This window comes from Propionibacterium australiense (assembly GCF_003666605.1).
Lineage (GTDB): Bacteria > Actinomycetota > Actinomycetes > Propionibacteriales > Propionibacteriaceae > Propionibacterium > Propionibacterium australiense.
Genome location: NZ_RCIV01000002.1, coordinates 67,678 through 93,688 on the forward strand (window position 1 = coordinate 67,678; position 26,011 = coordinate 93,688).

General features: G+C 69.2%; 24 protein-coding genes. 21 read left to right on the forward strand and 3 right to left on the reverse strand.

Annotated features, from left to right (window positions below; translation table 11 throughout):
- The first annotated feature begins 19 nt into the window (after window positions 1-19).
- Genes hisI through lgt form a run of 6 tightly spaced genes read left to right on the forward strand, consistent with a single transcriptional unit; the run spans window position 20 to window position 5,954 of the window.
- The gene (gene hisI, locus D9T14_RS02405) at window positions 20-424 is read left to right on the forward strand and encodes a phosphoribosyl-AMP cyclohydrolase (RefSeq protein WP_119160859.1); all 405 of its coding nucleotides are present in this window, start codon (window positions 20-22) and stop codon (window positions 422-424) included.
- Window positions 421-1,983, forward strand: coding sequence for an anthranilate synthase component I (locus D9T14_RS02410; protein ID WP_119160577.1), 1,563 nt, complete (start codon window positions 421-423; stop codon window positions 1,981-1,983). The genes hisI and D9T14_RS02410 overlap by 4 nt, the downstream gene beginning before the upstream one ends.
- A gap of 12 nt (window positions 1,984-1,995) precedes the next feature.
- Window positions 1,996-2,790, forward strand: coding sequence for an indole-3-glycerol phosphate synthase TrpC (trpC, locus tag D9T14_RS02415; protein WP_119160578.1), 795 nt, complete (start codon window positions 1,996-1,998; stop codon window positions 2,788-2,790).
- A gap of 34 nt (window positions 2,791-2,824) precedes the next feature.
- Window positions 2,825-4,081 (forward strand): tryptophan synthase subunit beta, encoded by a 1,257-nt coding sequence (gene trpB, locus D9T14_RS02420; protein WP_374955759.1) that lies wholly within the window; start codon window positions 2,825-2,827, stop codon window positions 4,079-4,081.
- The gene (trpA, locus tag D9T14_RS02425) at window positions 4,078-4,968 is read left to right on the forward strand and encodes a tryptophan synthase subunit alpha (protein ID WP_119160579.1); all 891 of its coding nucleotides are present in this window, start codon (window positions 4,078-4,080) and stop codon (window positions 4,966-4,968) included. Before trpB ends, trpA begins: the two co-directional genes overlap by 4 nt.
- Window positions 4,965-5,954: a prolipoprotein diacylglyceryl transferase gene (gene lgt, locus D9T14_RS02430; RefSeq protein WP_119160580.1), complete on the forward strand. Its 990-nt coding sequence runs from the start codon at window positions 4,965-4,967 to the stop codon at window positions 5,952-5,954. Before trpA ends, lgt begins: the two co-directional genes overlap by 4 nt.
- 10 nt (window positions 5,955-5,964) lie before the next feature.
- On the opposite strand, the gene D9T14_RS02435 is transcribed toward lgt, so the two are convergent.
- Both D9T14_RS02435 and D9T14_RS02440 read right to left on the reverse strand, forming a co-directional pair.
- On the reverse strand, window positions 5,965-7,020 hold the full coding sequence (locus tag D9T14_RS02435) for a magnesium and cobalt transport protein CorA (protein WP_119160581.1): 1,056 nt from the start codon (window positions 7,018-7,020) through the stop codon (window positions 5,965-5,967).
- A gap of 64 nt (window positions 7,021-7,084) precedes the next feature.
- Window positions 7,085-7,786 carry an HdeD family acid-resistance protein gene (locus D9T14_RS02440; RefSeq protein ID WP_119160582.1) on the reverse strand — a complete coding sequence of 234 codons (702 nt, stop codon included), beginning with the start codon at window positions 7,784-7,786 and terminating at the stop codon, window positions 7,085-7,087.
- 198 nt (window positions 7,787-7,984) lie between these two features.
- Here D9T14_RS02440 and dnaE point away from each other — a divergent pair, with 198 nt between their 5' ends.
- Window positions 7,985-11,554 (forward strand): DNA polymerase III subunit alpha, encoded by a 3,570-nt coding sequence (dnaE, locus tag D9T14_RS02445; RefSeq protein ID WP_119160583.1) that lies wholly within the window; start codon window positions 7,985-7,987, stop codon window positions 11,552-11,554.
- A gap of 65 nt (window positions 11,555-11,619) precedes the next feature.
- On the forward strand, window positions 11,620-12,411 hold the full coding sequence (locus tag D9T14_RS02450; RefSeq protein WP_126464221.1) for a DUF1428 domain-containing protein: 792 nt from the start codon (window positions 11,620-11,622) through the stop codon (window positions 12,409-12,411).
- A 111-nt stretch (window positions 12,412-12,522) separates the two neighbouring features.
- On the opposite strand, the gene D9T14_RS02455 is transcribed toward D9T14_RS02450, so the two are convergent.
- Complete coding sequence (locus D9T14_RS02455; protein ID WP_170175705.1) at window positions 12,523-13,284, reverse strand: DUF554 domain-containing protein; 762 nt, start codon at window positions 13,282-13,284, stop codon at window positions 12,523-12,525.
- A gap of 147 nt (window positions 13,285-13,431) precedes the next feature.
- On the opposite strand from D9T14_RS02455, the gene hisD reads away from it, so the two are divergent.
- From hisD to secF, 13 genes are all read left to right on the forward strand, one after another.
- Complete coding sequence (gene hisD / locus D9T14_RS02460; protein WP_119160861.1) at window positions 13,432-14,748, forward strand: histidinol dehydrogenase; 1,317 nt, start codon at window positions 13,432-13,434, stop codon at window positions 14,746-14,748.
- Window positions 14,745-15,872, forward strand: a complete 1,128-nt coding sequence (locus D9T14_RS02465) for a histidinol-phosphate transaminase (RefSeq protein WP_374955760.1) — start codon at window positions 14,745-14,747, stop codon at window positions 15,870-15,872. Before hisD ends, D9T14_RS02465 begins: the two co-directional genes overlap by 4 nt.
- Before the next feature lie 44 nt (window positions 15,873-15,916).
- Window positions 15,917-16,525 (forward strand): imidazoleglycerol-phosphate dehydratase HisB, encoded by a 609-nt coding sequence (gene hisB, locus D9T14_RS02470; RefSeq protein WP_374955761.1) that lies wholly within the window; start codon window positions 15,917-15,919, stop codon window positions 16,523-16,525.
- On the forward strand, window positions 16,522-17,151 hold the full coding sequence (gene hisH, locus D9T14_RS02475; RefSeq protein ID WP_232012264.1) for an imidazole glycerol phosphate synthase subunit HisH: 630 nt from the start codon (window positions 16,522-16,524) through the stop codon (window positions 17,149-17,151). Before hisB ends, hisH begins: the two co-directional genes overlap by 4 nt.
- 67 nt (window positions 17,152-17,218) lie before the next feature.
- A complete protein-coding gene (gene priA / locus D9T14_RS02480) occupies window positions 17,219-17,956 on the forward strand; it encodes a bifunctional 1-(5-phosphoribosyl)-5-((5-phosphoribosylamino)methylideneamino)imidazole-4-carboxamide isomerase/phosphoribosylanthranilate isomerase PriA (RefSeq protein WP_119160586.1) in 738 nt (245 codons plus the stop codon).
- Complete coding sequence (locus D9T14_RS02485; RefSeq protein ID WP_119160587.1) at window positions 17,953-19,002, forward strand: GNAT family N-acetyltransferase; 1,050 nt, start codon at window positions 17,953-17,955, stop codon at window positions 19,000-19,002. Before priA ends, D9T14_RS02485 begins: the two co-directional genes overlap by 4 nt.
- Window positions 19,003-19,141: 139 nt before the next feature.
- Complete coding sequence (locus D9T14_RS02490) at window positions 19,142-19,939, forward strand: YebC/PmpR family DNA-binding transcriptional regulator (RefSeq protein ID WP_119160588.1); 798 nt, start codon at window positions 19,142-19,144, stop codon at window positions 19,937-19,939.
- 159 nt (window positions 19,940-20,098) lie between these two features.
- Window positions 20,099-20,617 (forward strand): crossover junction endodeoxyribonuclease RuvC, encoded by a 519-nt coding sequence (gene ruvC, locus D9T14_RS02495; protein WP_119160865.1) that lies wholly within the window; start codon window positions 20,099-20,101, stop codon window positions 20,615-20,617.
- The gene (gene ruvA, locus D9T14_RS02500) at window positions 20,614-21,219 is read left to right on the forward strand and encodes a Holliday junction branch migration protein RuvA (RefSeq protein WP_119160589.1); all 606 of its coding nucleotides are present in this window, start codon (window positions 20,614-20,616) and stop codon (window positions 21,217-21,219) included. Before ruvC ends, ruvA begins: the two co-directional genes overlap by 4 nt.
- A 112-nt stretch (window positions 21,220-21,331) precedes the next feature.
- Window positions 21,332-22,360, forward strand: a complete 1,029-nt coding sequence (ruvB, locus tag D9T14_RS02505) for a Holliday junction branch migration DNA helicase RuvB (protein ID WP_182482040.1) — start codon at window positions 21,332-21,334, stop codon at window positions 22,358-22,360.
- A gap of 127 nt (window positions 22,361-22,487) precedes the next feature.
- On the forward strand, window positions 22,488-23,009 hold the full coding sequence (gene yajC / locus D9T14_RS02510) for a preprotein translocase subunit YajC (RefSeq protein WP_170175704.1): 522 nt from the start codon (window positions 22,488-22,490) through the stop codon (window positions 23,007-23,009).
- Between the two features lie 24 nt (window positions 23,010-23,033).
- Window positions 23,034-24,800 carry a protein translocase subunit SecD gene (gene secD / locus D9T14_RS02515; protein WP_119160592.1) on the forward strand — a complete coding sequence of 589 codons (1,767 nt, stop codon included), beginning with the start codon at window positions 23,034-23,036 and terminating at the stop codon, window positions 24,798-24,800.
- Window positions 24,797-26,008 (forward strand): protein translocase subunit SecF, encoded by a 1,212-nt coding sequence (secF, locus tag D9T14_RS02520; protein ID WP_119160593.1) that lies wholly within the window; start codon window positions 24,797-24,799, stop codon window positions 26,006-26,008. Before secD ends, secF begins: the two co-directional genes overlap by 4 nt.
- Window positions 26,009-26,011: the final 3 nt, after the last annotated feature.

Consider the following 26,011-nt stretch of genomic DNA (forward strand, 5'->3'; position numbering starts at 1 on the left):
CGGCGGGGACAATGGTGTCATGCCCTCCGATGCCTTCGACTCGCCCGACGTCCCCGAGCTGCCCGCCGAGATCGCCTCTCGTGTGAGGTACGACGAGGCCGGGCTCATCCCCGCCATCGCGCAGGACGCCACGAGCGGCCGGGTGCTCATGATGGCCTGGATGAACGCCACCTCACTTGCGATGACCCTGGTCACCCGGCGGGCGACCTACTGGTCGCGGTCCCGGTCCGAGCTGTGGGTCAAGGGCGCGACGAGCGGTCACACGCAGTACGTGCGAGGGGCCTGGCTCGACTGCGACGGCGACACGATCCTGCTGAGCGTCGACCAGGCCGGCGGCGCCTGCCACACCGGTGAGCGGTCCTGCTTCGACACCGGCGGGCCCCTGCCCCTGGCCGGCGACGAGCCCGAGGAGGTCCGCTCGTGATCCCCGATCTCGACGTCACACCCCGCCTGGACGAGTTCGTCGCCCAGGCCGCTGATCGCCGCGTCATCGGTGTCCATGCTCGCCTGCGTGCCGACGACCTGACTCCGGTGGCGCTCTACCAGCAGCTCACCGGGGGGCGTCAGGGTAGTTTCCTGTTCGAGTCGGTCGAGCGCGGCGTGTGGTCCCGCTGGTCGTTCGTCGGCGTGGACTGCCCCTCGATCCTCGTCGGCACGGCGGGACAGAGCCACTGGCTCGGCCGCCCGCTCGCCGGCCTGCCCACGCAGGGTCCCCCGCTGTCGGTGCTGGGCGAGACGCTCAGGACGCTGCACACGCCATCGGATCCGGGACTGCCCCCGTTCAGCTCCGGCATGGTCGGCTATCTCGGGTACGACGTGAAACGCGAGCAGGAACCCACCCTGGGCCAGCCGCTGCCCGACGACCTCGGCGTGCCGGACATGGTCATGATGCTGGCCTCGGACATGGCGGTCCTCGACCACGACGGCGGCGAGGTCTGGCTCATCGCCAACGCCATCAACTTCGACGGCAGCCCCGAGCGCGCCGAGCAGGCCTGGGACGACGCCGTCCGCCGGGTGCACGCCATGGCTGCTCGACTGTGCGAGCCGCGCCCGGCGATGCTGGCCACCAGGGGGGAGACCGTTCCGCTCGAGGTCCATGACCAGCGGGCGAGGGGGGAGTTCCAGGAACTCGTCGAGATCGCCAAGGAGTACGTGCGTGCCGGTGACGTCTTCCAGGTGGTGCCCTCCCAGCGTTTCGACGTCCCGTTCACCGCGTCCGCCCTCGACATCTACCGCGAACTGCGCGTCACCAATCCCAGCCCCTACCTGTTCCTGCTGCGTCTGCCCGGATTCGACCTGGTCGGGTCGAGCCCCGAGGCGCTCGTCACCGTCAAGGACGGCGTGGCGACGACCCATCCGATCGCCGGTACCCGCCCCCGGGGCCGGGACGAGTCCGAGGACCGCAGACTGGCCGACGAACTGCTGGCGGACGAGAAGGAACGTGCCGAGCACCTCATGCTCGTCGATCTCGGCCGCAACGACCTGGGCCGGGTCTGCGTCCCGGGCACCGTCGCCGTCACCCGGTTCATGCACGTCGGCCGCTACTCCCACGTCATGCACCTGGAGGCCTCCGTCACCGGCATCGTCAGGCCCGGCGTCTCGGGGCTGGACGTGACGATGGCGTGCTTCCCGGCCGGTACCCTGTCGGGTGCGCCGAAGCTGCGCGCCATGCAGATCATCGACGAGCTCGAGGTGGCCCGCCGGGGCCCGTACGGCGGGGTGGTCGGTTACTTCGACTTCGCCGGCAACGCCGACGCGGCCATCACGATCCGCTCCGCGGTCCTCAAGGACGGTGTCGCGCACGTGCAGGCGGGCGCCGGTGTCGTGGCCGATTCCGTACCGGACAACGAGGACACGGAGACCCGCAACAAGGCTGCCGCGATGATCGCGGCCCTTGGCAGGGCGCGGGCGAGTGTCCCGCTCGTCGGTGCGAGGAACGAGGTGAGCGTCCCGGCCGCCGGGGCCGCCGATGAGGAGGGATGAGGAGGAGAGGCCATGAGCACGGGAACCGTCCTGGACGAGATCATCACCGGCGTGCGCGCCGACATGGCGGCCCGCATGGTGCGCACGACCCCCAGCCGGCTGGAGGCCGCCATCGCGTCGATGGGGCCGACGATCGACCCGCGCCCCTGTCTGCGCAGTGCCGAGTCCGTGCGGGTCATCGCCGAGGTCAAACGATCCAGCCCCTCCAAGGGGGCTCTGGCCGAGATCCCCGACCCTGCTGCCCAGGCCCGGGCCTACGAGCAGGGCGGGGCGGGTGCCGTCTCGGTGCTCACCGAGCAGCGCCGCTTCGGCGGCAGTCTCGACGATCTCGTCGCCGTGCGGGCCGCGGTCGCGGTCCCGGTGCTGCGCAAGGACTTCGTCGTCGACCCCTATCAGGTACTGGAGGCCCGGGCCGCCGGGGCCGACCTGGTCCTGCTCATCGTCGCCGCTCTCGGCGACGCGCGGCTGCGAGCCCTGTACGACCAGGCCATCGCTCTCGGCCTGCTGCCGCTGGTCGAGGTGCACACCCCGGAGGAGGCGCGCCGCGCAGCCGATCTCGGTGCCGAGCTGATCGGCGTGAACAACCGTGATCTGCGGACCCTCGACGTCGACCTGGCCCAGTTCGAGCGGCTCGTCGGCCTCCTTCCCGACCGGACGATCAAGGTGTGCGAGTCCGGGATCGGTTCGGTGGCTGACGTCGTGCGCGTCCGCGATGCCGGAGCCGATACGGTACTCGTCGGGGAGATGCTCGTGCGCAGTGGTGATCCCGCCGTTGCCGTGCGCGCCATGATGGAGGCCACGAGATGATGGTCGCTGCGAGAGACGAGGATGGGAAGTCCTGATGAGTGAGATCGTGTCGGGGATGCTGCCCGACGCCCTGGGGCACTACGGTCCGTTCGGCGGCCAGTTCGTGCCCGAGGCGCTGATGGCCGCGCTGCAGGAGCTGGCGGCGGCCTTCGAGGCGTCCCAGAATGATCCCGGGTTCGCGGCCGAGCTCGCCGATCTGCAGGTCAACTACGCCGGTCGGCCCAGCCCGATCACCGAGGCGCGGAACTTCGGGCAGCGTCACTGCGGCGGTGCCCGGATCCTGCTCAAACGCGAGGACCTCAACCACACGGGCAGCCACAAGATCAACAACGTGCTCGGTCAGGGGCTGCTGACCAGGCGCATGGGCAAGAAACGTGTCATCGCCGAGACCGGCGCCGGCCAGCACGGCGTGGCCACCGCGACGATCGCCGCGCTCATGGGTTTCGAGTGCCGCGTCTACATGGGCAGGGTCGACACCGACCGGCAGGCGCTCAACGTGGCCCGCATGCAGCTCCTGGGGGCCGAGGTCGTGGCCGTCGAGGCGGGCAGTGCCACCCTCAAGGACGCCATGAACGAGGCCATGCGTGACTGGGTCACCAATGTGGCCACGACGCACTATCTCATCGGCTCGGCCTCGGGTCCGTATCCCTTCCCCAAGATGGTCAAGCAGTTCCAGTCGGTCATCTCCGCCGAGTCCCGCGCCCAGCTGCTCGAACGCTTCGGGACCCTGCCCGACGCGGTCTGCGCCTGCGTGGGGGGCGGTTCCAACGCCATCGGCTCGTTCGCCGAGTACATCGGGGACGAGGACGTGGCCCTCTACGGTTTCGAGGCCGGCGGTGCCGGTGTCGAGAGCGGCGAGCACGCCGCCTCGATCAACGGCGGCTCGGTGGGCGTTCTGCACGGCACCCGCACCTTCGTCCTGCAGGACGACGACGGCCAGACGGTGGAGTCGCACTCCATCTCGGCAGGCCTGGACTACCCGGGCGTCGGCCCCGAGCACGCCTATCTCGCCGAGATCGGCCGTGCCCGCTACGAGCCGGTCAACGACGACGAGGCCATGACCGCTCTCGACCAGCTGACCCGCTGCGAGGGCATCATGCCGGCCATCGAATCGGCCCACGCCATCGCCGGCGCCCGGCGCCTGGCCCTGCGCATGATCGAGGAGCGTCCCGACCGTCGCCCGACGATCCTGGTGACCGTCTCCGGCCGTGGCGACAAGGACGTGGACACGGCGATGAACTACTTCGGCGTGCACGGTGACGTGGACGCCAGCACGGGGAGGATGTCATGACCGAGTCGAGCCGGCGTTTCGACGACGAGTCCCGCCTGGGCGTCTCAGGGCGCACGGTGGCCGCCTGCCTGGACGAGAACCGGGCGGCTCTCGTCGGCTACCTGCCCGTCGGCTATCCCGACGTGCCCGGCTCCATCGCCGCCATGGTCGCCCTCACCCAGGGTGCCCAGGGCAGGGGGGTGGACGCCGTCGAGATCGGCATGCCCTACTCGGACCCGATGATGGACGGTCCGGCCATCCAGCACGCCGACACGAAGGCCATCGAACGCGGCGTGCGGACGCGGGACGTCTTCTCGGCCGTCGAGGCCGTCGCCGCCACCGGGGCGACCCCGTTGGTGATGATCTACTACAACCTCGTCGAGCACTACGGGGCCAGGGGACGCCAGAGCGATCCGGCCGGTTCCGTGCGCGCCTTCGCCCGGGATCTGGCCAACGCCGGCGGTGCCGGACTCATCACGCCCGACCTGACCCCGGATGACGCCGAGTTCTGGACGGCCGCCTCGGACGAGTTCGGGCTCGACCGCATCTACCTGGTCGCCCCCTCGTCCACCGATGACCGTGTCGCCAGCACCGCGGCGGCCTGCCGCGGCTGGATCTACTCGACCTCGGTCATGGGCGTCACCGGCACCCGCTCACAGACCTCCGACGCTGCGCCGCGGCTCGTCGAGCGGGTCCGCAGCCTGGCCCCGGACCTGCCGGTCGGGGTCGGCCTGGGCATCTCGAACGGCGCCCAGGCCGGCCAGATCGGCTCGTTCGCCGACCTGGCCATCGTCGGTTCGGCGCTCGTCAAGGAACTCATCTCGGCCGAGGAGGCCGGGACCGCTTCGCTCGACGGTCTGCGCGCCCTCGTCGACGATCTCGCCGCAGGGGTGAGGGCCGCCCGGTGACCACCTTGTTCCTGCCCAGCCCCGCGGCCAGCTCCTTCTCGATCGGCCCCGTCACTGTGCACTACTACGCCCTGTGCATCCTGGCCGGCGTCTTCCTCGCATGGTGGCTCAGCGAACGCAGGCTCCGGGCCCGGGGGGCCGAGCCGGGCCAGTTCGACGCCATGATGGCCTGGGCCGTCGCGGCCGGCATCGTCGGCGCCCGCGCCTACCACGTTGTCACCGACCACCAGCTCTACTTCGGGCCCGGACGCGACCCGCTCGACGCACTGAAGATCTGGCACGGCGGCCTGGGGATCTGGGGCGCCATCATCGGCGGTGGCCTGGCCGTCCTCGTGTGGTGCCGCGTGCACCGGGTGCGTCTCGGTGCGGTCGCCGACGCGGTCGCCCCGGCCCTGCTCCTCGCCCAGGGCATCGGCAGGGTGGGCAACTGGTTCAACCAGGAGCTCTTCGGCCGCCCGACCACCCTGCCGTGGGCCCTCGAGATCGACGAGGCGCACCGGCCGAGCGGCTATCTGCAGTACGCCACCTTCCACCCGACCTTCCTCTACGAACTGGTCTGGGACATTGCAGGCGGCCTTCTCCTGCTGTGGGCGTCCTCGCGGTTCAGGCTGGGCCGCGGCAAGACCTTCACCGTCTACGTCGCCTACTACTGCCTGGGCCGCTTCTTCGTCGAACTCCTGCGCATCGACCCGGCCAACCAGATCGGCGGGATACGGATCAACAACTACACCAGCGCGATCTGCTTCGTCGCGGCGCTGGCACTGCTCTTCTGGCAGCTGCGGTACCGACCCGGCAACGGCCCGCGGCTCGATGCTGGCGAACCGGGTCACGAGGCAGGGCGGGCTCAGCGTGCCGGCGCCGCAGGCCGGGGGCGCGAGGGCGAGGAGGCGTCCGGACCAGATCTGCGGGACGGTGAGGGCGGCGACACGCCTGCGCACCGGGCGGCTGACCAGAACCGGCAGGGCGAGGAATCCGCGGACGGGTGAGCGGCTCTTCTCACAGCCAGTCGCGGCGTTTGAAGACGATGTAGAGGATCACGGCGGATGCGACCATGAGCCCGAGGGCCATCGGGTAGCCGTACCGCCAGTCCAGCTCGGGCATGTGCGAGAAGTTCATGCCGTACACCGAGCCGATGAGGGTCGGGACCAGCAGGATGGCGCCCCAGGAGGAGACGGCCTTCATGTTGTCGTTGCGTTGCTGATCGGTGAGGGTCGCGTTGACCGTCAGGATCTGGGTCAGCAGCTCGCGCACCTGGCTGATCTGAACGTCCACGCGGCGCACGTGATCGGCCACGTCGCCCAGGTGGGCGCGCAGCTCGTCGGCGACCCGGTGCTTGTCGAAACCCGCGCGCAGCGCCTCGATGATGTCAGACACCGGGGCGACGGCCTGCTGCAGGTCCAGCACCTCGCGGCCCAGCCGGTAGATGCGTTCCGGTGCCGCGGTGTCGCCGCTGAACACCTGGCGTTCGATCTGGTGCAGATCGGTCTGCACACCGCGCACGACGGGGAAGACCGAGTCGACCACCGCATCGAGAATGCCGTAGAGAAGTGCCTCGGAACCGAGGGCCAGGAAGTCCGGCGGGTAGTTCAGCGCCGGGCCGGACCAGATCATGCCGTGCGCACTCGGACGCACCAGCATGACGATGAGGTTCGCGCGTTTGAGGACGTGCACCTCCGCGACGTCGACGTCCTCGGTGTCGTCCAGGTAGAGGACCGGTTCGGCGACGACGAACAGGGTGTCCTCGTGTCGCTCCAGTTTCGGTCGCTGGTGGCCCTTGAGCAGGTCCTCGACGAGCAGCGGGTGCAGGTCCAGCAGCTGCCCCAGCTCACGGACCTGGGGCTGGCTCGGCGCCGTGTAGGTGACCAGGGCCGTGCGACCCGGGTCGTCGGCCAGGAGGTCGAGGACGCCGGAGAGCTCTGGCGGCTCCTCGATGCCGATCCTGCGGCCCCCGTCGAACAGTTCGACGGTCGAGATCCCCGCCATGGGCTGATGCGTCGTCCAGCCGGTGGCTGTCTGGCGCCGGCCGGACCTGGCGTTCTGGTCGATCCTCACGGGGCATCCTCCTCGCGTCGCAGGCACTGCGTACCCGGAATCGTCGCAGGGTCACGGTCCGTCGTCAGTCGATGACGTCGCCCTCGATGACGACGTCCTCCCCGCCGTCCTCCCGGTGCCGGGCACGGTCAGTCGTCAGCCGGGTCGCCATCGCCTCGTGCTGGACCGAGGCGGCCCGGAACCTGGTGATGTAGCCGCGCAGGCGCAGGGCGAGTGCGATGAGTGCGGCACCCAGCAGGGCCAGGACGGCGCCGATGATGATGCCCACGGCAGTGGTGCCGAACTGCGGGTGGATGAGGAGGACGAGGCCGACGACGGCCCCGACCAGCCCGTTGATCTGCAGCCAGCGGGTGCTGCCGAAGGAGCCGTGCAGGACCGTCCCGAGCGCACCGGCCGCCAGGCCGGACGCGAGGATCGCCCCACCCATCACCAGGACGATGAGCTCACCGGTCAGGCCCGGGTGCCAGAGCATGAAGATGGCCGCCAGCAGCAGGAGGACACCGGAGAAGATCATCGTGCCCGAACCGACCCGACCCCGTGAACGCAGCCCGGTGACGATCGAGCCGAGCGCCGAGACGAGCATGGCGAGGGCGATGATGCGAACGAGGGCGCTGACCGAGTGACCGGGCCAGATCATGCAGGCAAGACCCGCTCCCGCGACGGCGATGCCGGCGACCAGACTGGCGCGCCAACCACGGCCGGAGGGCACTCGACGCGTGAACGGTCCGTCGTTCTTGCTGGGAACATGCATTCCGGTGCTGCTCATGGCTACTCCTGAACCAGACGTGATGAATCAATCTTGAGCGAGCACGACTCAACTATCAAGGAGCAACGCTGATGACCAGCTGTTGCGCTGGAGGCCGAACCGGGATCGGGGCGCCGGTGATCGTGCTCGTGGCGGCGCGCGAGTAGCCTGAGACGGGCTGTCATCGAACCAACGGGAGACCGCGGTGAGGGGAGTGAGATGAGCAGGAGCAACTTCGTCCACCTGCACGTGCACACCGAGTACTCGATGCTCGACGGAGCCGCCAGCAACGTGAAGCTGTTCGCCGAGGTCGCCCGTCAGGGCATGCCTGCCGTGGCCATGACCGATCACGGCAACATGTTCGGCGCCTACGAGTTCTTCCAGACCGCCAGGAAGTACGACGGCGCCGAGAACCCCGCCATCAAGCCCATCATCGGCATCGAGGCCTACGTGGCACCCAGCTCCCGGTTCTCCCGCAAACAGGAGTTCTGGGGCGGCGGGCGTGACTCGGACGCACCCGAGATCGAGGGCGGCAAGGACGTCTCCGGCGGCGGCCGCTACACGCACATGACGATGTGGGCGCGCAACCCGACCGGCCTGCACAATCTGTTCAAGCTGAGCTCGCTGGCCAGCTACGAGGGCTACTACATGAAGCCGCGCATGGATCGCGAGCTCATCGCCGAGCACGCCGAGGGCATCATCGGAGCCACCGGCTGCCCCTCGGGCGAGGTCCAGACCCGCCTGCGGCTGGGGCAGTTCGAGGCGGCCTGCGAGGCCGCCGCCGCCTACCAGGAGATCTTCGGCAAGGAGAACTACTACTGCGAGCTGATGGACCACGGCGTGCCCATCGAGCACGAGGTGCGCGACGAGCTGCTGCGCCTGGCCAGGCGGCTCAAGCTGCCGCTGCTGGCCACCAACGACTCCCACTACGTCACCGAGGACCAGGCCGACGCGCACGACAATCTGCTGTGCGTCGGCGTGGGACGCAACAAGGACGACCCGAACCGCTTCCGGTTCAACGGTTCGGGCTACTACATCAAGACCAACGAGGAGATGCGCGCCCTGTTCCCGGCCGAGGCGGCGGACAACACGCTGCGCCTCGCCGAGATGATCGAGCCCTACGACGAGGTCTTCGCCCACGTCGACCGGATGCCGCAGTTCGACGTGCCCGCCGGCGAGACGCAGGAGAGCTGGCTGCGCAAGAAGATCCAGGCCGGCCTGAAGAAGCACTACGGCGACAACCCCAGCCAGCAGGTGCTGGAGCGCGTCGAGACGGAGCTGGCCACCATCGAACCGCTGGGTTTCAGCTCGTACTTCCTCGTCGTCTCCGACATCTGCGATGCCGCGCGGCGGATGGGCGTGCCGGTGGGGCCGGGCCGTGGCTCGGCCGCCGGCTCGATGATCGCCTATCTGACCGACATCATCGCCATCGACCCGCTGGAGCACGACCTGTTGTTCGAGCGCTTCCTCAACCCGGAGCGGGTCAACCCGCCCGACATCGACCTCGACTTCGACGACCGTCAGCGGGACAAGGTCATCGAGTACGTCACCGACAAGTACGGAGCCGAGTACACCAGCCAGGTCAACACCTTCAGCACGATCAAGGCGAAGGCCGCCGTCAAGGACGCCAACCGCATCCTCGGCTATCCGTTCAGCCTCGGCGATCGGATCACCAAGGCCATGCCGCCGGACATCATGGGCAAGGGCGTCCCGCTCAACGACCTGTTCGACCCCGAGCACCCGCGCTACGCGGAGGGCGGGGAGTTCCGCGAACTCTACGAGGCGGACCCGGACGTGCACCGGGTCGTCGACACCGGCAAGGGCCTGGAGGGGCTGATCCGTGGCACCGGCGTGCACGCCTGCGCCTTCATCCTGTCCAACGAGAAACTGCTCGACCTCGTCCCCATGCACAAGAGGGACAAGGACGGCATGATCATCGCCGGTTTCGCCTATCCCCAGCTCGAGGAGATGGGCCTCATGAAGATGGACTTCCTGGGGCTGCGCAACCTCGGCATCATGGACCACTGCCTGAAGATCATCAAGCAGAACAGGGGCGAGGACGTCGACCTCACCTCGGTGCCGCTGGACGACAAGGCCACCTACGAGCTGCTGTCCCGGGGGGACACGCTCGGCGTCTTCCAGCTCGACGGCACGGCCATGCGCGCCCTGCTGCGGCAGATGGGACCGAACGTCTTCGACGACATCATCGCCGTCCTGGCCCTGTACCGGCCAGGCCCGATGGGCGCCAACGCCCACATCGAGTACGCCGACCGCAAGAACGGCCGCCGTCCGATCATCCCGATCCACCCCGAACTCAAGGAGGACCTGGACGAGATCCTGGCGCCCACCTACCACCTCATCGTCTACCAGGAACAGATCATGGCGATCGCCCGCAAGCTCGCGGGCTACACGCTCGGCGGCGCCGACCTGCTGCGCCGGGCCATGGGCAAGAAGAAGAAGTCCATCCTGGACCAGAACTTCACGCCCTTCCAGGCCGGCATGCGCGCCAACGGCTACTCCGACGCCTCGATCCAGGCGCTGTGGGACGTCATGGTCCCGTTCGCCGGATACGCCTTCAACAAGTCCCACGCCACCGGCTATGCGCTCGTGAGCTACTGGACGGCCTATCTCAAGGCCAACTACCCGGCCGAGTACGGCGCGGCCCTGCTGACCAGCGTCGGAGACGACAAGGACAAGATGGCCCTCTACCTGGCTGACATGCGCGCCCAGCACATCAAGGTGCTGCCGCCCGACGTCAACGCCTCCCAGAACGAGTTCACCGCCGTCGGCGAGGACATCCGGTTCGGTCTGGGCGCGATCCGCAACGTCGGCGAGTCGGTCGTGACCGGTATCGCCGAGTCGCGCGAGGAGCACGGCCCGGCGAAGGACTTCTACGAGTTCCTCGACCAGGTGCCGCTGAGCGTGTGCAACAAGCGCTGCATCGAGTCCCTCATCAAGGCCGGTTCCTTCGACTCGATGGGGCACTCCCGTCGTGCGCTCATGGACGTCTTCGAGAGCGCCGTCGACGACGTCATCGACCTCAAACGCAACCAGGCCAACGGCCAGGACGATCTCTTCGGCGACCTCATGGGTGGGGACGAGGACAGCAGCGGCACCGGGCTGCGGCGCACCGTCCCCGAGCTGCCCGACTGGGACAAGCGCACCAAGCTGGGCTTCGAACGGGAGATGCTCGGCCTGTACGTCTCGGATCATCCGCTGCAGGGCCTCGAGCACGTGCTGAGCGCCGAGAGCTCGATCGGTGTCGGCGCGCTCATCGAGTCCGGGCCCGAGCTCGACGGCCGGGTCGAGACCATCTGCGGCATGATCACCCAGGTCCAGCGCCGCCAGTCCAAGTCGGGCGCCTTCTGGGCGACCGTCACCGTCGAGGACCTCGACGCCAGCATCCAGGTGCTCGTCTTCCCGAAGGTCTACCAGACCTGCCTGACCCAGCTCGTGCCCGACACCGTCGTGCGCATCACCGGCCGGGTCGCCAACAAGGACGAGTCCATCGAGATGCAGGCCAACGAGCTGACCGTGCCGGACGTGCGGATGAGCTCCGACGGCCCGGTGACGATCCAGCTGGCCGCCACGCGCTGCATCCCGCCGGTGGTGCAGGAACTGCGCCGGGTCCTCACCGCGCACCCGGGCGGTACCGAGGTGCGCATCAAGGTGCTCGGCTCCAGGAGGAGCACCCTGATGAGGCTCGGCGACTCGCTGCGGGTCAGCAACGAGCAGCCGCTCATCGCCGATCTCAAGGCGCTGCTCGGTCCGAGCTGCATCGCGGTCTGAGCGGTCACGACCCGCCCGGGGGTCGCTAACCTGTGGGGGAGTCATCGAGTCCGAGGGGGCAGGTCATGAGTGAGGAGCCGTTGCGCATGCCGGACGGCAGCGTCCCCGCGGTCGTCGCGTCCACCGAGACGACCGGCAACCAGAAGGCGATCGCCGCCCCGGTTGCCTCCGAGCTGCATCGCGTCAGCCTGTGGCGCCCGCACATCAGCAGACGCGACTGGCTCTTCGCCGCCGTCTACGCCGGGCTCGTGCTCGTCCTCGGTGTCCTGGCCGGATTCTGCTGGTACCTGGTGACACCGTTGCAGTCGGTCACCGTCAGCTCCGACGGCACCGCCACGATGACGAACCTGGCCGCAGTGGAGATCTTCAGCACCGATGCGGTCTTCGTCATGATCGGTCTCGCCGTCGGCATCATCCTCGGCATCTTCGCCTGGCGCTGGTTCAAGCACGCCGGATGGCTCGTCGTCCTCCTGGCCGTGGCCGGCGCCGGGCTGTGCGCGCTCGTCGCGACACATTTCGGGGCCCTCATCGGACCCAGCGGCTTCGATCGGCGCCTGGCCGCCGCAACCGCCGGCGAGACCGTCGTCTTCGACCTGGCCCTGACGACCCCGACGGCCTGGGTCGTCTGGCCCTTCGCCGCCGTGATCCCGGTGCTCGTCTACAGCGCCCTCACCCGGGACGCCGATGACCGGCGGACCCGTGAGCGCGCCGAGGAGCAATCCTCCCAGGACCCGCACTCCCCGCGTTGGGCCGAGGAGGGCCGGACGGGCAGCGGGCACAGCCTGCTGCGTTTCCTGCACGGCCAGCACCCCGCCCAGCCGGCCGGCGGGGACGAGAAGGGACGTTCCCCGGACTGATGGTGCCGGGTTCCGGCACCGGGCACCGGCGCCACCGCGAACCGGGGCACCCGGCTCGCGGTTCGTGCCCGGAGGACCCCCGGAACTCCTGCCGGGCGGTCGGGCCGGTGCTCAGAGCAGCGAGATGCCCCAGACGGTGGCTGGGGCCAGGACCAGTGCGGGCAGTACCTCGACGACCGGCAGTCTCCTGACGCCGGCCATCGTGAGGCCCAGCGAGAGCAGGATGATGCCCCCGGCCGAGTTCAACGCCGCCACCTCCGGGTCCGGCAGCATTCCACCGGCGAGGAAACCGACGAACGTGATCGAGCCGAGGTAGCAGAACTGTACGATGGCCGAACCCATCACCGAGGCGCCGAAGGTCGAGGCCAGCGCGATCGAGGTGAAACCATCCAGCACCGCGTTGATGCACAGCTGGCTGGGGCCGTTGCCGAGACCGTCCTGCAGGGCCCCGAGCAGCCCGAGCGGACCGACGCAGAAGATGAGCACCGCCGTGACGAAACCCTCCAGATCGTCCCTGCTGCCCGGGGCCGGATCCTTGCGGCGCATCCGCATGATGACGCGCCGGCCCCACTGGCCGAGCTGGTCGAGGCGTTCGGCCAGGCGCAGCCAGCGCCCGATGAGCGTGCCGACGACCAGGCAGAGCATGACGACGACCATCCCGAAGTCCCCGACGACCTCGGCCAGGGCCGGGTCGGAGAAGTCCATGCCCGCGTCGACGCCGATGACGATGACGACCAGGCTCAGCACTGTGGTGATGGCGTTGCGGGTGGCCTGGGACAGGCGCTGGCCGATGAGCAGACCGATCGCGGAGCCGACGACGATCGACGACACATTGATGACCGTGCCGGCGCCGATGAAGATCTGAGGTGTCACCGCCCCATTCCACCATCGCCGGGGGACCGCCCGGAGCATCGTCCACTCCCAGTGCGCCTGCGCGCCGGGGCGGCGGTACGACCCGGTCTCACCCCGGGCGCGGACGTCCGTTCTGCCGGCCGCCGCGACTAGGCTGATGCCATGCCCATGCTGCGGATCACCGACCTACGCGGACAACGACTCGAGGACTACACTGCCGTGCTGCCGCGCGGCAGCTTCGACGTCGAGCAGGCCCTGGCGGCCGTCGAACCCCTGTGCACCGCCGTCAGGGACGAGGGGCAGGCCGCCCTCCGCCGTTTCGCCGAGCAGTTCGACCACGTCGTGCCCGAGCAGCTGCGGGTCCCGGACGCCGCCCTGAGCAGGGCCCTCGACGAACTCGACCTGCAGCTGCGTGCCGCCGTCGAGGAGTCGATCCGCCGTCGTCGCGTCGTCGCCGAGACCATCGAGACCGAGGAGCCCCACCGCAGCGTCGAGGTCGCCCCCGGGGCCGTCGTCGGCAACCGCCTCGTCCCCGTCGAGCGGGTCGGCCTCTACGTGCCCGGCGGCCTGGCGCCGCTGGCCTCCACAGTCCTCATGAACGTCGTGCCGGCCCAGGTCGCCGGTGTCTCCCAGGTGGCGGTGGCGACCCCGCCGCAGGCCCAGTTCGGCGGGTTGCCGCACCCGACGATTCTTGCCGTGTGCAAGCTGCTCGGCGTCGACGAGGTCTATGCCGTCGGCGGCGCCCAGGCCATCGCCATGTTCGCCTACGGCGTGCCCGGCCTGTGCCGCCGCGTCGACATGGTCACCGGTCCCGGCAACATCTACGTCGTGGCCGCCAAACGCCATCTGCGCGGCCTCATCGGCATCGACGCCGAGGCAGGCCCCACCGAGATCCTCGTCCTGGCCGACGGCAATGCCGACCCGTGCCACGTGGCGGCCGATCTCATCAGCCAGGCCGAGCACGACCCCATGGCCGGCGCCGTGCTCGTCACCGATTCGACCGCGCTGCTCGACGGCGTCGAGGCCGAACTCGCGGCCCAGGTCGCCCGGCTGGACACCGCCGACCGCCTGCGCACCTCCCTGACCGGCGAGCAGTCCGGCGTCATCCTGGTCGACGACATGGAGCAGGGCATGTGTGTCAGCAATGACTACGCACCCGAGCACCTGGAGATCCAGACGGCCGACGCGTCCGCGCTCGCCCGGAAGGTGCGCAATGCCGGCGCCGTCTTCGTCGGCGGTTCGGCCCCTGTGCCGCTGGGCGACTACTCGGCCGGCTCCACGCACGTCCTGCCCACCGGAGGAGCTGCCCACTACGCGTCGGGCCTCACCACGCGCAGCTTCATGAAGTCGGTGCACGTCATCGAGTACACCCCGCAGGCGCTGGCCGACCTGGGGGAGACGGTCCAGCGGTTCGCCCACGCAGAGAACCTTCCCGGCCACGCCGCCGCGGTCGCAGCACGCACAGGAAGCCAGGTGCAGGCATGAACGAGAACGTGAACATCCCCGGCCCCTCGCTCACGCTCGACGAACTGCCACTGCGTCCCGAGCTCGTCGGCTCACAGCCCTACGGCGCCCCGCAGCTCGACGCGCCGGTGCGGCTCAACACCAACGAGAACCCGTACCCGCCCAGCGCGAAGGTGCGGGCACAGATGGCCCGCCAGATCGAGCGGATCGCCGACTCGATCAACCGCTACCCAGATCGTGAGGCCCTGGCGCTGCGCGCCGACCTGGCCGCCTACCTCGGTTTCGGGCTCACCAGCTCGAACATCTGGGTGGCGAACGGCTCCAACGAGGTCATGACGCACATCCTGCAGGCCTTCGGCGGCCCGGGGCGCACGGTGCTGAGCTTCACGCCCACCTACTCGATGTACCCCGAGTACGCGCGCAACACCCATACGAGATACGTCGCCGTGCCCCGCAGGGACGACCACACGCTCGACGCCGATCTGGTGGTCTCGGCCGTCGCCGAGCACCGGCCCGACGTGCTGCTCATCACGACGCCCAACAACCCCACCGGAACCCTCACCCCGGTCAAGGTGATCGAGGAGATCTGCGAACGGGTCGACTGCATCGTCGTGGTGGACGAGGCATACCAGGAGTTCACCGAGTTCCCCGCGGACTCCTCGCTGGCCCTGCTCGCCCGCTTCGGCCGCCTCATCGTCTCGCGCACCATGTCGAAGGCCTTCGCCCTGGCCGGCGGCCGCGTCGGCTACATCGCGGCGGCGCCGGCCGTCGTCGACGCCTGTCGCATCGTGCGCCTGCCCTACCACATGAGCGCGCAGACCCAGGCCATCGCCAGGGTCGCCCTCGCCCACAAGAACGAGATGCTCGCGCAGGTGGAGGCCCTGCGCGAGGAGTGCCAGCAGCTCCAGGAGTGGCTGCGCCGCGCCGGCCTCGAGGTCGTGCCGAGCCAGTCGAACTTCGTCCTGTTCGGGCGCTTCGCCGACCGCCACGAGGTCTGGCAGGAGATCCTCGACGCCGGCGTGCTCATCCGCGAGGTCGGGCCCGAGGGCTTCCTGCGCCTCAACGCCGGCACCCCCGACGAGATGAAGGCCTTCCGCGAGGCCATCAGCCCGATCATCGCCCGCCCGGGCGTCCTGATCCGCTGAGAGTCTCCAGAACACCGCAGCACGCAGCCTCCGAAAGGACGATCATGAGCCGCACGGCACGCATTCATCGGGTCACGAGCGAGTCCGACGTGCAGGTCAGCCTCGATCTGGACGGCACCGGCACCTCGAACATCAGCACCGGGGTGGGCTTCTACGACCACATGCTCACCGCGCTGAGCAGGCACTCGCTCATCGACCTCGACGTCACCACGACGGGCGACACCTGGATCGACGGCCACCACAGCGTCGAGGACACCGCCATCGCCATCGGCCAGGGACTCCGCGAGGCGCTCGGCGACAAGTCGGGTATCCGCCGTTTCGGCGACGCCCTCGTCCCCCTCGACGAGGCGCTGGCCCAGGCCGTCATCGACGTCGCGGGCCGCCCCTACGCCGTGTGCAGCGGAGAACCCGAGTCCCAGGTCACCGCACGCATCGGCGGCTCCGGGGTGCTGTACGCCGGTTCGATGACCTACCACGTCATGGAGACGCTGGCCTTCAACGCCGGCATCTGCCTGCACCTGCGGCTGCTGGCCGGTCGTGAGCCGCACCACATCGTCGAGGCCCAGTTCAAGGCCGTCGCCCGCGCCCTGCGCGCCGCCGTCGAACCCGACCCCCGGGTCCGGGGGATCCCGAGCACGAAGGGCGCGCTGTGAGCGGCGCCGGTCCGCTCATCGGCGTCCTCGACTACGGCTCCGGAAACCTGCACTCGGTCTGCAGGGCCCTCGACGCCGCCGGGGCCCGGATCCGCCTGTCATCGTCCCCGGACGCCTTCGCCCACTGCCGGGGGCTCGTCGTGCCGGGCGTCGGCGCCTTCGCGGCCTGCATGGCCCAGCTCAGGGCCGGCGGGGGAGTCGATCTCATCCGCTCCTGGGCGGCCGGGACCAGACCGCTCCTGGGGGTCTGCGTCGGGCACCAGGTGCTGTTCTCCTCCGGGGACGAGCACGGCACGGTCAGTGCGGGCATCGGCGTCTTCGACGGCACCGTCACCGCGCTGACGAGCACCCGGGTGCCCCACATGGGGTGGAACCTCGTCGAGCAGGCCCCCGGCAGCCGGCTCTTCGCCCACCTGGAGGGGCGGCGGTTCTACTTCGTGCACTCCTACGGCGTGCACACCGCCCCGGCCGATGCGCTCGTCAGCTGGGTCGAGCACGAGGGCGATCGCTGCGTCGCCGCCGTCGAGCGCGGCCCCGTCTGCTCCACCCAGTTCCATCCGGAGAAGTCCGGGCGGGCGGGGGCCCGTCTGCTGCGCAACTGGCTGGACCTGGTCGAGCAGGCCTGATGGACTGAGACGCTCCGGGCAGTGTCGAGGACCCGGGCCGATCCGGTCGGTGGGCTAGGGTTTTCCCGTGAGCATTGAACACAGCGAGACCCTTCAGCTCCTTCCCGCCGTCGATGTCCAGGACGGGAAGGCGGTTCAGCTGGTCCAGGGAGTGGCCGGTTCGGAGAAGGTCTTCGGTGATCCGTTCGAGGCCGCCAAGCGCTGGGTGGAGGCGGGGACCAGCTGGCTCCACCTGGTCGACCTTGACGCGGCCTTCGGACGCGGTTCGAACGCCGATCTTCTCGCCGGGCTCATCAGCGAACTCGACGTCGACGTCGAGTTGTCCGGCGGTATCCGCGACGACGCAAGCCTCGAGCGGGCCCTGTCCACGGGCTGCCGTCGGGTCAACATCGGGACCGCTGCGCTGGAGAACCCCCGCTGGTGCGCAGAGGTCATCGCGAGTCATGCGGATCGCATCGCCATCGGCCTCGACGTACGCGGCACCAGGCTCGCGGCCCGTGGCTGGGTGACCGAGGGCGGCGAACTGCTCGACACCCTCGAGGTCATGAACGCGGCAGGATGCGCCCGTTACGTCGTCACCGACGTCACCTCCGACGGCATGCTGTCGGGTCCGAACCTGGAGTTGCTGGCCACCGTCTGCGCCCACACCGACGCGCCGGTGGTCGCCTCCGGCGGCATCACCTCGCTCGAGGACATCCAGGCCATCCGGGCCATGGTCGACCAGGGCGTCGAGGGTGCCATCATCGGCACCGCCCTGTACGTCGGCAGGTTCACGCTGCCCGAGGCCCTGGCGGTGGCGCGGTGACTCCGGAGTGGGCCGAGACCTTCGTCGACGACCTCCTCGACTGGAGCTTCCTGAGCTTCGACGATCTTCCTGAGCTCGCCGAGCTGCGAGCCGCCATGGAGTACTACGACGACCCCCTGCAGACGATGAGCTACGACGATCTCGTGGCCGACTGGAACCGTCCCGGTGCCCATGCCAGCCACCACGCAGTGGTGGGGCGCGAGAAGAGCGGCCGGATCGTCGCCTACGGCTGGAACCACCCGGACCTCAGTGACCGCTCGCTGCCCAGGGTCTGGTTCGATGTCGGCGTTCACCCCGCGTGGCGGCACCAGGGCATCCGGCACAATCTCTCGTTGTGGCTCATCGCCCGTGCCGAGCAGTGGTACCTGCACATCCACGACGAGCAGACCGGTCCGCTGTGGGTCGGTTCGCTGGTCGACAAGAAACGCATCGGCCTGACCGATTCGATCGTCAGTGCGGGCCTGGCGCCGGAGCGCTGGCAGTTCGACATGCACCGCGACCTGGTCGGCACCGAGCTGCCCGAACTGGTCGTCCCGCCCGAGGTCACGATCGTGCCCTTCGAGGAGAAGTACTCCGAGCAGGCCCGCGCCGCCCACAACGAGGCCTTCGCCTCGCGCCCCGGGGCCCGGGAGACCAGCCGCGAGGACTGGGAGCGTTCCCTGAACTCGGAGGGGGCACGTGCCAGGCTGTCCTGGCTGGCCATCGTCAACAGGCCCGAGCCCAGCCACACCGACGCGCCGCACGGGAGGGTCGTCGGCTACGCCATCAACCGTGCCTACGAGGACGAGGTCGCCGAGGGCTGGACCGAACGCATCGGCGTGTGCCCCGAGTGCCACGGCAAGGGCATCGGCCGTGCCCTCATGATCACCTCGATGAGGGGTTTCGTCGAGGCCGGGCTCGAGAGCGCCGGCATCGGTGTCGACACGGTCGTGCCACAGGTCGCGGAGGACTACTTCACCTCGATGGGATTCGTCGCCACCGAGCGGCTCATCGTCTACGGGCGTACCAGCAGCCACGAGGAACTCCTGGCCAAGCGCGCCGGGTGACGGCCGATGCGGGCCCGGCCTGGTGGGCATTCGGGCCGGGCACTTCGCTGCGGTGAGTAGAATCGACGAGGTTGCGGCGCCGTCTGAGCGCGCCCATTGCCGAGCACGAGGAACGAACGAGTCAAGAGGGGATCTGCGTATGAGCGGTCACTCCAAGTGGGCCACCACCAAGCACAAGAAGGCGGCGATCGACGCCAAGCGCGGCAAGCTCTTCGCCAAGCTGATCAAGAACATCGAGGTCTCGGCCCGCGTGGGCGGTGGCGATCCCACCGGCAACCCGACCCTGTACGACGCGATCCAGAAGGCGAAGAAGAACTCGGTTCCCAACGACAACATCGAGCGTGCCGTCAAGCGCGGCTCGGGCGAGGGTGCCGACTCGGTCAACTACGAGGAGATCATGTACGAGGCCTATGGCCCCGCCGGCGTGGCGATCCTCATCGAGTGCCTGACCGACAACCGCAACCGGGCCGTATCCGACGTGCGGACCGCTGTCACCCGTAACGGGGCGACCATGGCCGACGGCGGTTCGGTGCAGCGGCTGTTCAGCCGCAAGGGCATCGTCGCCGTCTCCAAGACCTTCCAGGTCGAGGAGGGGCGCAAGACGGTCGAGCACACCGTCGACGAGGACCAGCTGCTGGAGGCCACCATCGACGCGGCCGTCGAGGACCTCCAGGACCAGGGCGAGGTCTTCGAACTGGTCTGCGATCCGAACGACCTGGTCGAGGTGCGCAAGGCCGTCCAGGGCGCCGGGATCGACTACGACTCGGCAGAGGTCAGTTTCGTCGCCAGCTTCGACCAGTCCGTCGACAGCGCCGAGGACGCCACGAAACTCGAGAAGATCCTCGATGCCCTCGAGGACCTCGACGACGTGCAGAACGTGTACACCAATGCCGAGTACTCCGAGACCGTCGAGAAGGCCCTCGCCGAGCAGGAGTGAGCTTCCCGGAGTGTTCCCGCCCGCTTCCGGCGCACGTCCGGGATACACTCGGTTCTCGAACTGATGTTCGGATTCTGTCGCGGGATGCCCGTCGTCCCGCGCGGTGAACCGGTGCCAGGGCAGGTGGGGCCCGGATACGGAGGAGCGCCAGTGCGCGTCATGGGAGTCGACCCGGGGCTGACCCGGTGCGGGGTCGCGGTCGTCGAAGGGCGTCCCGGCGCTCGCCCGTCGCTCGTCGCGGTCGGTGTGGTACGCACCAGCCCCGACATGCCGCACGAGTTCCGCCTGCTGCGGCTGGAGGAGGGCCTCACCGAGTGGTACGAGGAGTACCGTCCCGAGGCCCTGGCGATCGAACGGGTCTTCGCCCAGCACAATCTGCACTCGGTCACCGGCATCTCCCAGGCGGCCGGGATCGCCATGCTCATCGGCGCCCGGCATGACACGCCCGTCGAACTGCACACCCCGAGTGAGGCCAAGGCCACCATCACCGGCTCGGGGCGGGCCGACAAGAAGCAGGTCGCTGCCATGGTCGCCCGCATCCTCGGGCTCGCCGCCCCGCCCAGGCCCGCTGACGCGGCCGATGCCGTGGCGCTGGCCATCACGCACCTGTGGCGTGGCGGGGTCCAGGCCAAGTATGCCCAGGCCGCTGCCGCCGCGGCTCGTAGGAGGGTCTCGTGATAGCTCAGGTGCATGGGAGGGTCGCGGCCGTTGGCGCCACGTGGGTCGTCGTCGACGTGAACGGGCTCGGGCTGCGCATTGCCACGACGCCGGCCACCGTGTCCGGACTGCACATCGGCGGTGAGGCCCTGCTGCACACCGTCATGATCGTCCGCGAGGACGACATGAGCCTGTACGGTTTCGCCGAACGCGACGAGCGGGACTGCTTCGCCATGTGCCTGTCGGCCTCCGGCGTCGGACCGAAGCTGGCGCTGGCCATCGTCAGTGTGCTGAGCCCGGCGCAGCTTGCCGCGGCCGTGCAGGCCGATGACGTTGGCCAGCTCACGCAGGTGCCGGGTATCGGCCCGAAGAGTGCCCGCAAGATCATCCTCGAGCTGAAGGACAAGGTGTCCGCGCTCGGTGTCGCGGATCTGCCGTCCTGCCCGCCTCCCGACACGGCGCCGTGGCGTGAGCAGGTCCGCGAGGGCCTGGAATCGCTCGGCTGGTCCGGCCGGGACGCCGAGGCCGCTGCCGACTCGGTCGCCGAACTCGCCGAGTCCGAGCCGGCGCCGACGGTCTCGGTCCTCATGAAGGCCGCCCTCGCGTCGTTGGCCCGCGCATGAGCGCGGTTCGGGCGGGTGCGCGCATGAGCGCGGTTCGGGCGGGTGCCGGACCGGTCGGCGGGCGCCCGGGGGTGTCCGCGTTCGGTCTCCGCGCTCCTGGCTCTAGGCTGGCCTGATCATGGAGTACTCACCGGTCAGTCCGCAGGCCGAGCCTGCCGAGCGTGCCGCCGAGGCCGCGCTGCGTCCGTCCACCCTGGCGGAGTTCGAGGGGCAGCCGCGGGTCCGCGAGCAGCTCGGGCTCGTCCTGGCCGCCGCCAGGCACCGCGGTGCCGTGCCCGACCACGTCCTGCTCTCCGGCCCTCCCGGTCTGGGCAAGACGACGCTCGCCATGATCATCGCCGCCGAGATGGGGGTGCCGCTGCACATCACCTCAGGTCCCGCCATCCAGCACGCCGGTGACCTGGCGGCGATCCTGTCCGGTCTCGTCGAGGGCGAGGTGCTCTTCCTGGACGAGATCCACCGGATGTCCCGCCCGGCCGAGGAAATGCTCTACCTGGCCATGGAGGACTTCCGGGTCGACGTCGTCGTCGGCAAGGGCCCCGGTGCCACGGCCATCCCCATCGACATCCCCCCGTTCACGCTCGTCGGCGCGACGACCCGGGCCGGGCTGCTCCCCGGCCCGTTGCGCGACCGCTTCGGTTTCACCGCCCAGCTCGACTTCTACGAGACCGAGGACCTGGCCCGGATCGCGCTGCGCTCGGCGGACAAGCTCGGGTTCGGGCTGGACGACGACTCGGCCCAGGTGATCGCCTCCCGCTCCCGCGGCACGCCGCGCATCGCCAACCGTCTGCTGCGCCGCGTGCGCGACTACGCCCAGGTCAACAACGGGGGTGCGGTGACCGCGGAGCTCGCCAGGGCCGCACTGGAGCTCTACGAGGTGGACGAGCTGGGGCTTGATCGTCTCGACAGGGGGGTGCTCGAGTCGATCTGCCTCAAGTTCGGCGGCGGCCCGGTCGGGCTGTCGACCCTGGCGATCAGCGTCGGCGAGGAGACCGAGACGGTCGAGGAGGTTGCCGAACCGTTCCTCGTGCGCAAGGGTTTCATCATGAGGACTCCGCGGGGGCGGGTCGCCACCGCAGCCGGCTGGGCCCATCTCGGACTGGCCCCTCCGCAGGGCGCCGGGGATGATCTGTTCGCCTGAACCCCAGTTCAGTTGTCCGGCGTGAAGTCGGTCCCGCCAGTCGTGCCTCGTCCCGCGATGCTGGACCAAGCCGGTAAACTCGCCACGGCGTGCCATGTCGGGCACGGCTCGAGAAGTGAGGATTGCAATGAGTAGCTCCTATCTCATCATCATGATCGTGGTGATGTTCGCCCTCATGTACTTCATGGTGATGCGTCCCCAACGCAAGCAGATGGAGAAGCAGCGCGAGATGCTCAACCAGATGAGCGAGGGCACCCGCGTCATGCTCACCAGCGGCCTGTTCGGCACCGTGCGTGCCACCGGCGACAAACAGGCTGTCATCGAGCTGGCCCCCGGCGTCGACATCACGGTCCTCAAGCAGGCGATCAGCAGGATCGTCAAGCCCGAGGACGAGGAGTTCGAGTTCGCCGATGACATCGCCGAGGATCAGGCGGCCACGGCTGACGAGCCCGTCGTCGAGAACGATGCCGAAGCAGCTGCCGACGTGGAACCGGTCTCTTCGGCCGGTGAACCCGCCGGTGAGGCCGAGAACTCCGGTGCGGAGCAGGATGGGCCCGGTGAGGCCGACGTGACCGAGGACACCGCTGACGAGGACGCGGTGGAAGAGGTTCCCGACGAAGCCGCCGTGGCCGGCGACGACAAGAACTGACCTAGTCCCTGGAGAGCCTGATCAATGGCCGCTCGAAGCACGACACATTTCTCCCCCTGGAAGCGGCTGGCAGCCTTCGGCCTGATCGTCGTCCTGCTGTACGCGATGATGGCGCTGACCGACTCGTGGACCCCCAGGCTCGGCCTGGACCTGCGCGGCGGCACCACCATCACGCTGACGGCGAGGAACAGCGCCGACGGTTCCACCCCCTCGCAGGACAACATGGAGACCGCCCGCACGATCATCCAGAACCGCGTCGACTCGCTCGGTGTCGGTGAGAGCTCGGTCACCCTCCAGGGCGACCGCCAGATCGAGGTCTCCGTTCCGAACGTGAGTGGCGACGAGCTCGTCGACCTCGTCGGTACGACGGCGAGGCTGGCGTTCCGCAACGTCTACTACATGGACTACAGCGCCGTCGCACAGCAGCCCGAGTCCGATGGTGAGGGCGGCGCGGACGGCGAGCAGCCCGACGACTCGGCGGAGACCGGTTCGGCCGAGGAGTCGGCGTCGGCCGATCAGGCGAGCAGCGAGCCGGGCAGCGGGGAGAGCACGGCCGGGCGGGTCATGCCCGAGCTGCCGACCTCGCCCCCTCCGGCTCCGACCGATCGTCCCACCAGCGCGGGCTCGGGCCCTGCCGACTTCGAGAGCCGGCTGAACTGGATGCCGAGCCAGCAGGACCTGACCGATTTCGCGGCGTGGGACTGCAACCAGGCGACACCGGACGTCGAGGATCAGCCCCTCTTCGCCTGCAGCGAGGACGGCCAGTACAAGTACCTGCTCGGCCCGGTGCTCATCTCCGGCGAGAACGTCTCAGACGCCACCGCCGGCGTCCCCCAGAACGAGGTCTCCTGGGTCGTCAACCTGGACTTCGACGAGACCGGCGCCGACCAGTTCGGCGAGGCCACAACCTACCTGGCCACCCAGCAGAGTCCGCGCAATCAGTTCGCCATCGTCCTCGACGGCCAGGTCATCTCGGCCCCGCAGGTCTCCGAGGCGATCGTCTCCGGCTCCGCGCAGATCAGCGGCGGCAACATCAACCAGGAGAGCGCCACGGCGCTGGCCAGCCAGCTCAAGTACGGCGCCCTGCCGATCGCCTTCGACGTCTCCAGCGTCGACACCGTCTCGCCGACGCTCGGCGGTGACCAGTTGACCGCCGGGCTCATAGCCGGGGCCATCGGGCTGGGGCTCGTGCTCCTGTACAGCTTCCTGTACTATCGCGGGCTCGGTGTCGTGGTGGCCGGCTCACTCGTTGCCGCGGCCGTCGTCACCTGGGCCACGCTGGTGCTGCTCGGCACGGCCGTCGGTTTCGCCATGAACCTTCCCGGCATCGCCGGCGCGATCGTGGCCATCGGCGTGACGGCCGACTCGTTCATCGTCTACTTCGAACGCATCCGCGACGAGATCCGCGACGGATACTCGCTGCGGCACTCGATCCAGAGTGGCTGGACGAAGGCCCGCGGCACCGTCGTCATGGCCGACGCCGTCCAGCTGCTGAGCGCTGCCGTGCTGTTCATCCTGGCGATGGGCACGGTCAAGGGATTCGCCTTCACGCTCGGCGTGACGACCGGCATCGACCTGTTCATCGTCTTCTTCTTCACCCATCCGCTCGTCACGCTGCTCGGGAACACGAAATTCTTCGGCCAGGGCAGGCGCTTCAGCGGTTTCGAACCGGAGCACCTGGGGGTCAGCCGTGCCTCGCTCACCGGTCAGCGCAGGGCCCGCGGCGGCTCGGCGGCGACCAGGCCAGATGACACGAGCCGGCCCGCCGACGATCCGAAGGAGTCGCGATGAGCAGCACCGCAGCACACTCCCCGGCCAAGGCACCCGGGAACGGGAAGGCCCCCGCCGGTTTCTTCCACAAGCTCTACACCAGCCAGTTCTCGATCGACTTCGTGGGCAGGCGCAGGACCTGGTACGCCATCTCGATCGTGCTCATCGTCATCTCGCTGCTGGCCGTCACCATCCGGGGACTCAACCTCGGCATCGAGTTCAAGGGCGGCTCGGTCTTCACCGTGCCGGTGGCCCAGGTCAGCGATGAGACGGTCGGTCAGATCCGCAGCGCCGTCGACTCCTCGGGCATCCCCGACGTCTCCGGCGCCCAGGTCACCACCGTCGGTGACGGCTCGGTCCGCGTCCAGACCCGCAGCCTGTCGACCGAGGAGGTCGTCCAGATGCGCCAGGTGCTGGCCGATCAGGAGGCCGACGTCGACTCCGATGACGTCACCTACCAGCTGATCGGCCCGTCCTGGGGTTCCCAGATCACGGTGAAGGCGATCCAGGCTCTGGTGGTCTTCCTCGTCCTGGTCGGCGTGATGATCTGGATCTTCTTCAGGAACTGGCGGATGTCGCTGTCGGCCCTGCTCGCCCTGGCCCACGACCTGATCGTCACCGTCGGTCTCTACGCCCTCATCGGGTTCACCTTCACGCCGGCGACCCTCATCGGCCTGCTGACGATTCTCGGCTACTCGCTGTACGACACGGTGGTGGTCTTCGACAAGGTGCGCGAGAACACGGCGAACGTCACCAAGCAGAATCGCACCTTCTCCGAGGCCGCGAACACCGCCATCAACGACGTGCTCGTGAGGTCGATCAACACGACCCTCATCGGGGTCCTGCCGGTGCTGGCCCTGCTGATCGCCGGCGTGGTCTTCATGGGTGGCGACGGTCCGCTGGCCGACCTCGGCCTGGCGCTGCTGCTCGGCATGGTGGCCGGTGCCTACTCGTCGATCTTCATCGCCACCCCGTTGTTCAGCCAGCTGCGCGAGCGCCAGCCCGACATGGTCAAGCACCGCGCCAACCTGGCCAAGCGGGCCAAACGCGCCAAGGCCAAGGTCAAGATCGCCACCACCGAGGTGGACGAGACGGTCAGCCCGTCCACCATGGTCAGCGATGCCACTCCCGTGAGCGCGGACGAGGGCCCGGACCGGCCGCTCGACTCGAGGAACTCAGCGGGACGCGCGCAGCCCGCCCGCACCACCCGCTCCCAGCGAAAGAAGTGACCG